The sequence below is a fragment of the Streptococcus sp. 714 genome, from assembly GCF_013277115.1.
Lineage (GTDB): Bacteria > Bacillota > Bacilli > Lactobacillales > Streptococcaceae > Streptococcus.
Genome location: NZ_VMMH01000003.1, coordinates 17,307 through 30,362 on the forward strand (window position 1 = coordinate 17,307; position 13,056 = coordinate 30,362).

Here is a 13,056-nt window from a genome sequence, read left to right on the forward strand (position 1 = left end):
GAGATTTTCGAAGAGTATGAAGTTTAAAGAAAGGCCAAGATACGGAGATAATCTCCAATCAGTGCCACTTCAGCTACAAAGAAGAGGAGGATAATGACTCCGTTCACAAGGACAGACAAGAATAATTGATAGAAGGAGTCGGTTTCACTTGCTTGACTTGGTCTTGTAATGATATGGAGACTGGCAAGCAGAATGATTCCAATGCTAATCACACACAAGAGAGCTGTAAATCGTAGGCTGTCAAAGAAGGCAAAGAAACTAGCAATAGCAGTGAGGAAGATTGGAATTGCCAAGAGTTGACTATATTGTTGGAGAACCTTTTCTAGCGTCCAGTCTTTTTCCTGGTGGATAAATCGTCTCACAACGAAACTACCCAAGAGGAATGAAAAGAAGAAGAGTGTTGTTGCTACTAGGATAGAGATAATCGAAAAGAGATTTAATGAAGCAAATTGTTCAGGGAAGTGATTATGCATAGTTGCTATATGTCCATAGTAAGCATGTTTGATGTGGTAGATACTAAAGAAAAAGGAAGATGCAGAAAACAGAATGAGCAAGAGAAAGGCTGTGTAACTGTGTGTGCTACTTGTTTCAAGACTGCTTGTAGGAGATTTGATCGCTTCCACTAGCCAAGACCAAAAATCAAGCACTTGCTCTTTCCATTTATCCGTAGATTTTGGAGCTTGGTCGGGGATATAGGGACTTTCTAAGGATTGACTGATAAGAAGGGGATCTTTCGTAGTTGGTTTTTGCTGAGGAAGTGCCTCTTGGCTTTCTTCAGCTATAGTGACTTTTTCTGTTTCTTTAGAAAGGTCTTGCTCTTCTTCAGTAGAATCTAATGCTTTCTTTTCTTCTATTTCTGTTTTCGCTTCACTATCTTCAGGTGTTTCAATTTTCTCTTTTTGCTGGTTTTCAAGTTTGACTTCAGCTTGAGAGACTTCCTCCTCTACTTGAGTATTTTTTTCAATTGGTGTATCGGGATCGGCTATTGTTTCTTCAGCCTTGTCTGCAACATCTTGGGCTTGTTCATCAGGCTTGTTCTTGCTTGTTATTTTTACAAAATCATTACTTTCAAACCATTCTTGTTTCATGGTAGAACCTCCTTTTTAGTTGTATATACATCATTTTGGTAGATATAAGTAGATTTGTTAAGGTCTGTTGGCTGTAGTTTCAAGACTAATATAATCTTTAGCCTTAGCTATGAGTTGACCTTTTGCATCAGTTTTTTCAGTTTTGTAAGGGTTGCTTAATTCGTTGGGGTGGCGTTGACTCTCATCTCTTGATAACTGATAAATAGGACCATAGTGACTTGATAGGTCTAAGTTGATTTCTTGGCTTTCTTTTTGAGTTAGCATGATACTGAGCGCATTTTTAGAAGATAGTTCTACTTTACCATATACTTTAATATTTTCAGCGTGGAAGTGATTTTCTGTTGATTCTAGCTGACTATCTGTAAGGTCTGTATCAAAGATATTAACTATATTAGGGGTTGTGAGTTTACTGTTTTTGATACGACTTCCTTTAATTCGGAGGATATAGCTGTTTGTATTGAGGGTCGTATTTTCAAGGCTAGCATTAGTGATACTGGTTTGTCCACGATTGGCTGACACGTTGATCCCTTTGAGAGCTCTCCCTTTTGGCAATTGGAGAATAACTTCTTCAAAACGACGAGAGTAGCTACTTGCGATATGGAGAATCCCGCCAATTCCAGAAGAGAGAAATGGAGTTTCAGACAGTTTCTTATCAGTGAGGCTCAGCGTTTTATCGTTTTGATTTGTGATAAGATCATGGTGAGCAGAAATAGATGGATGATAAGAAATGTGGATTTGATCATCGAAAGAGTCTGTGATGGTCAGAGCGTGCTGGTGGAGAGTGATCTCTAAATTTTCGACTTCCTTGCCAAAGGTCAACTCTTCCATCCGACTATCATAGACAGGCTCCTTGGACATGGCAAGTAGGCTCTTGATCCCGTCAGATTGGATACCTACAAAGAGCAGGATAAATCCGACAACGGTAGTCACCACACCAAAAATGAGAAATCCTCTTGTCAATTTATGCATGATGATCACCTCTCTTTCCTTTTTTAAGAACAAATTGCACCAGGCGAACAATGAGTAGGCCGAAGAAGCGGGCTACATAGGAAATACCTAGTAAGACTAGTGAAGAAGCACCGATAGCCAGTAAACCAGAACCAAAAATCAAGATAAAGGCTGATTTGGCTTGGGCTAAGATAGTAAAACTTTCAACTAAAAATAGGAATCCGCCAATGATACCAAGTATGGAAATCGCAAAGAAAGCCAGAATGACAGTCAAAGCTGCCACAAGGATTCCGAACAGGGCCACGAGGATGGCGATTCCCAGAGGAATACCGATGGGTGCTGCAAGGAGAGCTAACAAGGCGATATGCAAAATTTGTCGGTTATTTTTTTGAGCGGGTGCCTCATTGATTTTTTTATCGAGAAGATTAGATAGGACTTCGTGAGCTGCTTCCTTAGGAGTTCCCAAGCTAGCGATGAGTTCTTCTTCTCCTTCGACTCCAGCATCGTCAAAGAGTTCCCTGAAATAGTCCATGGCTTCAATTTGGTCAGCCTGAGGCAGTTTTTTGAGATAAAGTTCTAGCTGAGTCAGGTATTCAGTTCTTGTCATGGCGGATACTCCCTTCTATGATGCCATTGATGGTGTCTGTATAGAGTGCCCATTCATCTTTTAGGGTCACGAGCTGTTCTATACCACCATTTGTCAAGGAGTAGTATTTGCGCATGCGACCTTGGAACTCTCTAGAATAGGTTGTCAGAAAGCTATTGCCTTCCAATTTTTTTAGGATAGGATAGAGTGTAGATTCTTTGATATTAGCGATCAGCTTAATGGTTTGGCTAATCTCATAACCATAAGAATCATCCTGCTCCAGTACGGCCAAGATGAGAAATTCAATCAAGGCAGAGGATGTTGGAAAGTACATGGGGAACCTCCTTTTCTAATGTGTAAGATTTTTATATATAATTTTTCTACACATACATTGTACATCTAAAAGAAAGCCCTGTCAAGAGAAATGTGTAAAATTTTTATATATAAAAAACTTCTAGGAAACACTAGAAGTTTAAAGGATTTTATCAGCTCTGTCCACTGTAAAGAGGGCCACAGTCATCAGGATATCGACGAGCAAGAGAGCAGCTACAGCTGGCACCCAAGAATGGAACAGGTCAAAACTGTAACCAAAGAGGGTTGGCCCAAATGCTGCTAGGATATAGCCTCCTGTTTGAGATAGGCCAGACAATTGGGCTGTCTTTTCAGGGGCGCTTGTCTTGAGTGAAAAGTTGACCATGAGATAAGGGAAGAGGGCACTGGTTGCGGTTCCGATGAAGAGATGGATAGCAAGCCAGTAAATGAAATTATTGATCGGGAAGAAGAGCATGGAAATGCCGACCACGCCAGCTAGTGAAACCAGAGTAAGCATGAGCTGACGGTTGCGAGTTGACAAGCTGGTTGTCAGGCTTGGGATGGTCATTGAAAAAGGAATACTAATAAGAGAGAAGATAGAGGTAAGCAAGCCAGCTTCGTGACTGGATAGGCCTGCATGGATAGCCATTGTAGGTAGCCAGGTCATAGCAGTGTAAAAGAGTAAGGATTGAAAACCTGCAAAGACAATAACTGCCCAGACCTGTTTATTATGCATGACCTTTGTTTGGCTTTTCTGTTTGGTTTGAGGAGCCAGTCTGTGATTATAGCGGTGATTTGGCAACCAGACCAAAAAAGTTGCTAGACAGAGCAAGGTGAGGAGGATGATAAGTCCTTTCCAAGAACTGGCTTGTGTAATAGGCACGGCTAGATAGGAAGCCAGAGCCGTCGCAATCCCCATAGACGTTACATATAAGGTGGTCAGAAAACCAATTTTCTTTGGTTGATTAGCTTGGATAAGACTAGGAAGCAGAACATTAATGACTGCGATACTTGCCCCAACCATCAAGGTTCCTAGATAGAGGAGGGGTAGATTGATTAGTCGAATCAGAGAACCAATGGTTAAGAAGAAGAGACTGTAGGTAAAGAGATGCTCCAAGCCGATTTTCTGAGCTAATCGGGTAGAAAATAGGGAGAAGAGGGTAAACATGAGGAGGGGAAGGCTGGTCAAGACACCAAGCGAACTAACTTCTACCCCCAGCCCTTGCGAAATATCTCCCAATATAATGGGTAAAACAGTAAAAGGAGTCCGCAAGGAAACACCAATCAGGATAATACCTGGAACAAAAAAAAGTGATTGCTTTTTCATATAATACCTCTTCTAACTGATTTTAATAACAGCTTATTTTAAGGCTTTTTCACTATAATGTCAAGTAAGGTTTCTGGCTTTCAAGATAAAAATGGGAAAGTCATGAAAATTATGATAAAATAGTGGAAGGAAAAATTCAGGAGAGTAGTAGTGACTCAAAATGTTGAAAGTCTTCTCGTATCCATTGTAATCAGTGCATACAATGAAGAAAAATATCTGCCTGGTCTAATTGAAGACTTAAAAAATCAAACCTATCCTAAAGAAAATATTGAAATTCTATTTATAAATGCTATGTCTACAGATGGGACAACAGCCATCATTCAGCAATTTATAAAAGAAGACACAGAGTTTAACTCAATCAGATTGTATAACAATCCTAAGAAAAATCAAGCTAGTGGTTTTAACCTGGGAGTTAAACATTCTGTAGGGGACCTTATTTTAAAAATTGATGCTCATTCAAAAGTTACTGAGAGTTTTGTAATGAATAATGTGGCTGTTATTCAACAAGGTGAATTTGTCTGTGGGGGACCTAGACCGACGATTGTTGAAGGAAAGGGAAAATGGGCAGAGACCTTGCATCTTGTTGAGGAAAATATGTTTGGCAGTAGCATTGCCAATTATCGAAATAGTTCCGAGGATAGATATGTTTCTTCTATTTTCCATGGGATGTATAAACGAGAGGTTTTCCAGAAGGTTGGTTTAGTAAATGAGCAACTTGGTCGAACGGAAGATAATGATATTCATTATAGAATTCGAGAACATGGTTATAAAATCCGCTATAGCCCAAGTATTCTATCTTATCAGTATATTCGACCAACATTCAAGAAAATGCTGCATCAAAAGTATTCAAATGGTTTGTGGATTGGCTTGACAAGTCATGTTCAGCCTAAGTGTTTATCATTATTTCACTATGTTCCTTGTTTATTTGTTTTGAGTCTTGTGTTTAGTCTAGCATTGTTACCGATCACATTCGTATTCATAACTTTATTATTAGGTGCCTATTTTCTACTTTTATTATTACTCACTTTGTTAACTTTATTAAAACATAAAAATGGATTTCTAATTGTGATGCCCTTTCTTTTATTTTTCATTCACTTTGCTTATGGCCTTGGGACGATTGTAGGTTTAATTAGAGGATTTAAATGGAAGAAAGAGTACAAGGGAACAGTAATTTATTTGGAGAAATAAGCCAAATAAATTAAAATGTGATACAATAACAATATAGTAAAACTCTTTTAAGGAGGAGTAAATTTCTATGAATAAAAAACTCACAGATTATGTCATTGATCTGGTGGAAATTTTAAATAAACAACAAAAACAGGTCTTCTGGGGCATATTTGATATTTTGAGTATGGTGGTTTCCATCATTGTATCTTATATCTTATTCTACGGCTTGATTAATCCAGCACCTGTTGACTACATTATCTATACGAGTTTGGCCTTCTTGTTTTATCAGTTGATGATTGCTTTTTGGGGGTTGAACGCTAGTATTAGTCGTTACAGCAAGATTACGGATTTCATGAAAATCTTTTTTGGTGTGTCTGCTAGCAGTATCTTGTCATATAGTATTTGCTATGCCTTTTTACCACTCTTCTCTATCCGTTTTATCGTGCTCTTTATCTTGTTGAGTACCTTCTTGATTTTATTGCCACGGATTACTTGGCAGTTAATCTATTCAAGGCGCAAAAAAGGTAGTGGTGATGGAGAACACCGTCGGACCTTCTTGATTGGTGCCGGTGATGGTGGGGCTCTCTTTATGGATAGTTACCAACATCCAACCAGTGATTTGGAACTTGTCGGTATTTTAGATAAGGATGCTAAGAAAAAGGGTCAAAAACTTGGTGGGATTCCTGTTTTGGGCTCTTATGACAATCTGCCTGAATTAGCCAAACGTCATCAAATAGAGCGTGTGATCGTTGCGATTCCGTCTCTTGACCCGTCAGAATATGAGCGTATCTTGCAGATGTGTAATAAGCTGGGTATCAAATGTTACAAGATGCCTAAGGTTGAAACGGTTGTTCAGGGACTTCACCAAGCAGGTGGAGGATTCCAGAAGATTGATATCACAGACCTTTTGGGGCGTCAGGAAATTCGTCTGGACGAATCGCGTTTGGGTACAGAACTTACTGGAAAAACAATCTTAGTTACAGGTGCTGGTGGTTCAATCGGTTCTGAAATCTGTCGCCAAGTTAGCCGTTTCAATCCTGAACGCATTGTCTTGCTTGGTCATGGGGAAAATTCAATCTACCTTGTGTATCATGAATTGATTCGTACATTCCAAGGGATTGATTATGTACCTGTGATTGCGGATATTCAAGACTATGATCGTTTGTTGCAAGTCTTTGAGCAGTACAAGCCTGCTATTGTTTATCATGCGGCTGCCCACAAACACGTTCCTATGATGGAGCGCAATCCAAAAGAAGCCTTCAAAAACAATATACGTGGAACCTACAATGTTGCTAAGGCTGTTGATGAAGCCAAAGTACCTAAGATGGTTATGATTTCAACGGATAAGGCGGTCAATCCACCCAATGTTATGGGAGCAACCAAGCGCGTGGCTGAGTTGATTGTCACTGGCTTTAACCAACGTAGCCAATCTACCTACTGTGCAGTTCGGTTTGGGAATGTTCTTGGTAGCCGTGGTAGTGTGATTCCAGTCTTTGAACGTCAGATTGCTGAAGGTGGTCCTGTAACGGTGACAGACTTCCGCATGACCCGTTACTTCATGACCATTCCAGAAGCTAGCCGTTTGGTTATCCATGCTGGCGCTTATGCTAAAGATGGAGAAGTCTTTATTCTTGATATGGGCAAACCAGTCAAGATTTATGATTTGGCCAAGAAAATGGTCCTTCTAAGTGGGCACACCGAAAGCGAAATTCCAATCGTTGAAGTTGGAATCCGTCCAGGTGAAAAACTTTACGAAGAACTCTTGGTATCAACCGAACTTGTTGATAACCAAGTTATGGATAAGATTTTCGTTGGTAAGGTTAATGTCATGCCTCTAGAAGCCATCGATCAAAAGATTGAAGAGTTCCGAACTCTCAGAGGAGATGAGTTGAAGCAAGCCATTATCGCCTTTGCTAATCAAACAACCCACGTTGAATAAAAAAGAAAACGCATATTATCAGGACTTGAAACTGAACTGCACCCCAAAAGTTAGACAGAAAAAATCTAACTTTTGGGGTGTTTTTATTATGAAATTAACTTATGATAATAAAGTTCAAATCTATAAACTTAGAAAACAAGGATATAGCTTAGAGAAGCTTTCAAATAAATCACTTAATCAATTGGAACAAGCTATTATAGACTATATTGATTATTACAATAACAAGAGAATTAAGGTAAAACTAAAAGGACTTAGTCCTGTGCAGTACAGAACTAAATCCTTTCAATAATTATTTGTCCAACTTTTTGGGGTCAGTACAAAAAACTTGGTAGTATGCGTTTTGTTATGTAGAGACTTATACTCTTCGAAAATCTCTTCAAACTATGTCAACGTCGCTTTTCCGTAGGTATGGTTATTGACTTCGTCAGTTCTATCTACAACCTCAAAGCAGTGCTTTGAGCAACTTGCGGCTAGTTTCCTAGTTTGCTCTTTGATTTTCATTGAGTATTACTTTATTTTCTTCTGAAATAGAGTCGTTGCCCAGTCTATGTTATTGAAAATACCCTAAAACTTCTAAGGGTTTGTGGGCGATATAATCAGGTTGATAGTTTAGTAGATCTGCTTGCTCTCCAAATCCCCAAGTGACGGCCAATTTCTGAATGCCGGTTTCTTGAGCTCCCAGCATATCAAACTTGGTATCTCCAATGATGATGGCTTGTTGAGGGGCTAGTTGATGTGTCTGCAAGGCTTGGCGAATGACATCTGCTTTATGTGGAGTTTCAGAGCTGGAACCATAAATGCCATCAAAGAAATGATGGATTCCCAAGTTTTTAGTCATATCCTGAGCAGTTGGAGTGTTTTTTGTCGTGGTGATGTAGAGAGGACAATTGCTAGATAACTCCTCAAGCAAGTCTACAATCTGAGGGAAGAGCTGAGCTTCATGGATGCCTTTTTCCTTATAGTAAGAACGGTATATCTGCACAGCCTCAGCGATTTGTTCTTTGGGCAGGCAGGTTGCAAAACTACTTTCAAGGGGCGGTCCCATAAAACCACGAATCGTTTTGGCATCAGGGCTAGGCACCCCGAGCTCTTTAAAGGTATGGGTAAAGGCATTGTGAATCCCGATAGAACTATCCACGAGGGTTCCATCCAGATCAAAAAAGATAGCTGAGATAGAGGTCATAGTTTCTCCTATTTGATAAGATTATTCTCCGAAAATTTCTTTTTGGAGGCGACGACCAGTAGGGGTGGCAGCGAGTCCACCTTCAGCTGTTTCACGAAAGGCAGTTGGCATGCTTGCTCCTACTTGGTACATGGCATCGATTACTTCATCCACAGGGATTTTAGATTTGATACCTGCCAGGGCCATGTCTGCTGCGATAAAGGCAAAGCTGGCTCCCATGGCATTGCGCTTTACACAGGGAACTTCGACCAAGCCGGCAACAGGGTCACAGATGAGACCTAGCATATTTTTAATGACAAAGGCAATGGCCTGACTGGCCTGATAAGGTGTTCCACCAGCAGCCAGAGTCAAGGCGGCAGCACTCATAGCAGAGGCAGAACCAACTTCGGCCTGACAGCCACCCTCAGCACCCGAGATAGAGGCGTTGTTTGCGATGACTAGTCCAAAGGCACCGGCAGCAAAGAGGAAATCTAGTTGTTGCTCGTGGTTGAGGTCTAATTTTTCAATAGCAGCTGTTAGAACTGAGGGCAGACAGCCAGCACTTCCAGCGGTTGGAGTAGCACAGACCAAGCCCATTTTGGCATTGTGTTCATTGACTGCGATGGCATTTCGGGCAGCTGAGAGTATCGTGTAATCTGATAGAGTTTTTCCGTTTTTGATGTAGTGATCCAATTTGGCAGCATCTCCACCTGTCAGGCCGCTACGAGATTTATTTTCATTGAGGCCGAGTTGGACAGAGGCTTTCATGACTTCCAGATTGCGCTCCATGAGAAGGAGGACTTCTTCACGTTCGCGACCGGTCAATTCAAACTCCGTTGTAATCATGAGTTCTGCGACATTTCCTTGAAAGTCCAGTTCTGCCTGCTCGACCAATTCTTTGATAGAATAAAACATGCTTCCTCCTATTTAAAGAAATTGACATTGTGGAGATGAGGGATTTTTCGAATTTCTTCGATGGCCTCATCACAGTTGCGACTATCAACTTCGATAATCATAATGGCTTTTTCACCAGCTTTTTCACGAGTAACGTTCATCTGGGCGATATTGATACCATAGCGTGAAAGAGCCTCCGTAACGAGGGCAATCATACCTGGAATATCTTGATGAACGATGATGATAGTCGGTGTATTCATATTGAGAGAGACGGCAAAGCCATTGAGTTCGGTGACCTGAATATTTCCTCCACCGATAGAAATACCAGTTACGCTGATGGTCTTGTGGGCATTTTTGACGGTAATTTTAGTGGTGTTAGGATGCGGAGCATTGCTGTCTTTTTGAATGGTCCAGACAATCTTGATGCCACGCTTGTGGGCAATCTCCAGACTGTTTGGAATTTCAGGATCATCTGTATCCATGCCCAAAATACCAGCAACAAGGGCTAGGTCTGTCCCGTGACCACGATAGGTCTTGGCAAATGAGTTAAATAGTTGGAATTCGACTTCTGTCGGAGTATCATCAAAAATGGAAGAGACAATCTTCCCAATACGAACAGCGCCAGCGGTATGGCTACTAGATGGGCCAATCATGACTGGTCCGATGATATCAAAGACAGATTGAAAACGAAGTGATTTCATCAGTTTCCCCTTATAAAAATTCTTATCTCTATTATATCAAAGAATGAAGGTCTTGGCTTTAATTGTGGATGAAAACCTTTTTACACTATAAATGGCATAAAAATAGTATCTTTTATGACAAAAAATACCTTATTTAGGGAAATAAAAAATAATTTTGTAATATTTCTACATAAAAGTGTCAAGAAACAGTAATATTTAAAGGGTATGATAGAACTATAGAAAGAAGGAGAATTTTCGAATATGAAATCAACAACTAAAAAGATTAAAACAACCCTTGCAGGAGTAGCTGCCTTGTTTGCAGTATTTGCTCCATCATTTGTATCTGCTCAAGAATCATCAACTTACACTGTTAAAGAAGGTGATACACTTTCAGAAATCGCTGAAACTCACAACACAACTGTTGAGAAATTGGCAGAAAACAACCACATTGACAACATTCATTTGATTTATGTTGGTCAAGAGTTGGTTATCGATGGCCCTGTAGCGCCTGCTGTAACACCAGCGCCAACTACTTATGAAGCACCAGCTGCTCAAGATGAAACTGTTTCAGCTCCAGCAGCAGAAACTACAGAAGAAGCAGCTCCAGTAGCAAGCACACCTGCAGCAGAAGAAACTGTTGCTGCAGCAGAAACTTCAGCACCAGCTGCAACTGTAAGCGGATCTGAAGCAGAAGCTAAAGAATGGATTGCACAAAAAGAATCAGGCGGTAGCTACACAGCTACAAACGGACGTTACATTGGACGTTACCAATTGACAGATTCATACTTGAACGGTGACTACTCAGCAGAAAACCAAGAACGTGTAGCAGATGCTTATGTAGCAGAACGTTACGGTTCATGGATAGCTGCTAAGAACTTCTGGCTTAACAACGGTTGGTACTAAGAACTAACTAGCAGAATAAGATGCAAAAGTCGAGGGATTTCCTCGACTTTTTTATATTTCCTTTGCTTGATAACAGGTATCTACTTCCTTTTTGAGGTGAGATAGCATTGAGGTTTCGTCGGTTAACTCCAGAAGGGAGAAGCCCTTTTGAATAAGATGATTATTACTAGTGCAAATACCTATTCGAACATGAGTGATTGCTAAAATATCGTATCTTTTCTTTTTCTTGGCATCCTCTAGCAAGGTGTAGCAAATTTGCTTACACATGTTTTTGTCTTGATTGTATAAGTAAATAGTGGAAAGGTTTAATAGAATTGTCATTCGCAAGTCATATAAATGTTGATAGTTTTTATAAACTTCTAGGCGTTGCAATATTTTTCCAGTGATGAGATGGAGGTATTCAATGGAAAAACTGAAAAGAATGGTATTGAGGATTTTCAGGTCATTCTCATACCATGTATCTTGTTTTTCAATTTTTCTCCAAAGTTTTTTGACAACCTGTTCTGCGTGATCCGATAGTTCCCCTGTCCCGTGTTGACGGATATAAATGACAACTTCAAGCATGTCTCTGATTTCTTCTATAGGGAGATCGTGGTGGGTCTTGAGGTAGTCTTGGCATTTTTGAAATAAATTGACAAGATCGCTGCTCCTGATAATGGAACGCATATTGAGATAGGTTTGCATAATTTCTGTACGTTGACTTGGTTGATAAAGTTGACAGATATATTCAAACTCTTCAAAACTCATATTGATTTGACGGAGAAGAAATTCCATATTTTCATATTTTGGAGTTGTCTTACCGCTTTCGATTTTTGATAGGCTGGTTCTTGAGAGAACACCCCCACAGACCTCTTCTTGGGTCAGCCCCTTTGACTCACGTATTTCTTTATAGACCTTTCCGAAATCATAACGCATGATTTTCTCCTTTTCGTGAAAAAAGTTAACAAACAATAAAATTTTGTTAAAAATATTGTATCATAGCAGTGTAAAAAGTAAAAAAGAAAGTCGAAATAAAGTTGTGAAAAAGGTTGACATAGTTTAAAAATGGAACCAAAGATAAGAGGAAAAGGATGAGTAGTGTAGAGTCAATTCGTAAAGCGCATATCATCGTGTGGGGTGCCTATCTATTTTTATCATTAAGGGCGCCGTTAATTAGCAGTACTGAGTATTTATTGCTTCTTTTTTTAGCGTTTCTCTATTCAATAGTATCGCTACCTCTATATTCTGTGAAAAATAAAATAGTATCTATCTGTCTAGCCATAAATTCGGTTCTGTTAATGAGTTTCCCGATTTTAATCAATAAATATTTCCCAGGAAAGGTTTCTATTTATATCGTATTAATCAGTATTTTTATCCTGGAGTTCTTAATCTTTAATAAAATTGGTAAAGAGTTTGATACTAGATTAGCTAGTGAATATAGGAAAATCAGTCAGTTTAAAAGTAAGATGTCTCAATCTCCTTGGATAAAATATTTAGAGATTTCTAGTTTTATATTAACTATATTTCCATTTATTCTTCATGGTACAGTTGCTAATCGTGTATTTGCTCTTATCTTTTTGATAAAAATTTGTATAGATACTACGATAAAGATTCTATTAAACAGAATCTTTAATTCAAGTGAGATGATGAAAAGGAGGATATTTTCTCTTTTTGTACTAGATTTGATTGTCTATATATTTTTAGGTTATGTTTTAGTGATACAAAAAGACGAATATCTGTTTTCAATTCTACTAATTTTTTCTAATTTTTCACTTCCCTTTATTAGAGAAAAAGAGTATGAATTATTTAAAAATAAGAAGTGTGATAGATATGGTTAAATCTTAGTTCTCTTTAAAATCAAATCAGGTAGAGAAAGGATATCTTATCTAGGTAACAAAGTGCTTTAAACGCAGTCGACGATTACTGATTAGAGAGCTATCCTAACCATGCAACGTTAAAGAGGAGAAATCTCATGAAACTCGTATCACCAAATAATGATGTTGCTCTTGAGCAAGAAGAGATGATGTGTCTTGATGGGAAATTATCTCTACATAAAGAAGTTCTTTATTAC

At 39.2% G+C, this 13,056-nt stretch carries 13 protein-coding genes and 1 pseudogene; 5 read left to right on the top strand and 9 right to left on the bottom strand.

Features of this window, described 5'->3' with window-relative positions; genetic code table 11:
- Positions 1-23: 23 nt before the first annotated feature.
- The 5 genes from HT718_RS00455 to HT718_RS00475 form a co-directional block, all read right to left on the bottom strand.
- Positions 24-1,088, bottom strand: coding sequence for a DUF6574 domain-containing protein (locus HT718_RS00455; protein ID WP_173266566.1), 1,065 nt, complete (start codon positions 1,086-1,088; stop codon positions 24-26).
- A 57-nt stretch (positions 1,089-1,145) separates the two neighbouring features.
- Entirely contained in the window at positions 1,146-2,057 is a 912-nt protein-coding gene (locus tag HT718_RS00460; RefSeq protein WP_173266568.1) for a DUF4097 family beta strand repeat-containing protein, read from the bottom strand.
- Positions 2,050-2,643, bottom strand: a complete 594-nt coding sequence (locus tag HT718_RS00465) for a DUF1700 domain-containing protein (RefSeq protein ID WP_049539870.1) — start codon at positions 2,641-2,643, stop codon at positions 2,050-2,052. Before HT718_RS00465 ends, HT718_RS00460 begins: the two co-directional genes overlap by 8 nt.
- On the bottom strand, positions 2,630-2,956 hold the full coding sequence (locus HT718_RS00470) for a PadR family transcriptional regulator (RefSeq protein ID WP_000273858.1): 327 nt from the start codon (positions 2,954-2,956) through the stop codon (positions 2,630-2,632). The genes HT718_RS00465 and HT718_RS00470 overlap by 14 nt, the downstream gene beginning before the upstream one ends.
- A gap of 138 nt (positions 2,957-3,094) precedes the next feature.
- The gene (locus HT718_RS00475; protein WP_173266571.1) at positions 3,095-4,261 is read right to left on the bottom strand and encodes an MFS transporter; all 1,167 of its coding nucleotides are present in this window, start codon (positions 4,259-4,261) and stop codon (positions 3,095-3,097) included.
- A gap of 150 nt (positions 4,262-4,411) precedes the next feature.
- Between HT718_RS00475 and HT718_RS00480 the strand changes: the two genes are divergently transcribed.
- The 3 genes and pseudogenes from HT718_RS00480 to HT718_RS00490 form a co-directional block, all read left to right on the top strand.
- Positions 4,412-5,449 carry a glycosyltransferase family 2 protein gene (locus HT718_RS00480; RefSeq protein ID WP_261442720.1) on the top strand — a complete coding sequence of 346 codons (1,038 nt, stop codon included), beginning with the start codon at positions 4,412-4,414 and terminating at the stop codon, positions 5,447-5,449.
- Positions 5,450-5,516: 67 nt separating this feature from the next.
- On the top strand, positions 5,517-7,367 hold the full coding sequence (locus tag HT718_RS00485; protein ID WP_173266573.1) for a nucleoside-diphosphate sugar epimerase/dehydratase: 1,851 nt from the start codon (positions 5,517-5,519) through the stop codon (positions 7,365-7,367).
- Between the two features lie 151 nt (positions 7,368-7,518).
- Positions 7,519-7,656 (top strand): annotated as a pseudogene (locus HT718_RS00490) (IS3 family transposase); the annotation flags it as partial.
- 261 nt (positions 7,657-7,917) lie between these two features.
- On the opposite strand, the gene HT718_RS00495 reads toward HT718_RS00490, so the two are convergent.
- From HT718_RS00495 to sdaAB, 3 genes are read right to left on the bottom strand one after another with little or no spacing between them, the layout of a single operon-like run.
- Complete coding sequence (locus HT718_RS00495; RefSeq protein WP_173266575.1) at positions 7,918-8,550, bottom strand: HAD hydrolase-like protein; 633 nt, start codon at positions 8,548-8,550, stop codon at positions 7,918-7,920.
- Between the two features lie 21 nt (positions 8,551-8,571).
- Positions 8,572-9,444 (bottom strand): L-serine ammonia-lyase, iron-sulfur-dependent, subunit alpha, encoded by an 873-nt coding sequence (sdaAA, locus tag HT718_RS00500; protein WP_173266577.1) that lies wholly within the window; start codon positions 9,442-9,444, stop codon positions 8,572-8,574.
- A gap of 8 nt (positions 9,445-9,452) precedes the next feature.
- On the bottom strand, positions 9,453-10,124 hold the full coding sequence (gene sdaAB / locus HT718_RS00505; protein ID WP_000838912.1) for an L-serine ammonia-lyase, iron-sulfur-dependent subunit beta: 672 nt from the start codon (positions 10,122-10,124) through the stop codon (positions 9,453-9,455).
- A gap of 240 nt (positions 10,125-10,364) precedes the next feature.
- Between sdaAB and HT718_RS00510 the strand changes: the two genes are divergently transcribed.
- Positions 10,365-11,006 carry a LysM domain-containing protein gene (locus HT718_RS00510; protein ID WP_173266579.1) on the top strand — a complete coding sequence of 214 codons (642 nt, stop codon included), beginning with the start codon at positions 10,365-10,367 and terminating at the stop codon, positions 11,004-11,006.
- A 51-nt stretch (positions 11,007-11,057) separates the two neighbouring features.
- On the opposite strand, the gene HT718_RS00515 is transcribed toward HT718_RS00510, so the two are convergent.
- Positions 11,058-11,921, bottom strand: coding sequence for a helix-turn-helix transcriptional regulator (locus HT718_RS00515; protein ID WP_173266581.1), 864 nt, complete (start codon positions 11,919-11,921; stop codon positions 11,058-11,060).
- A gap of 155 nt (positions 11,922-12,076) precedes the next feature.
- On the opposite strand from HT718_RS00515, the gene HT718_RS00520 reads away from it, so the two are divergent.
- Positions 12,077-12,823 carry a hypothetical protein gene (locus tag HT718_RS00520; RefSeq protein WP_173266583.1) on the top strand — a complete coding sequence of 249 codons (747 nt, stop codon included), beginning with the start codon at positions 12,077-12,079 and terminating at the stop codon, positions 12,821-12,823.
- Positions 12,824-13,056 lie beyond the last annotated feature (233 nt).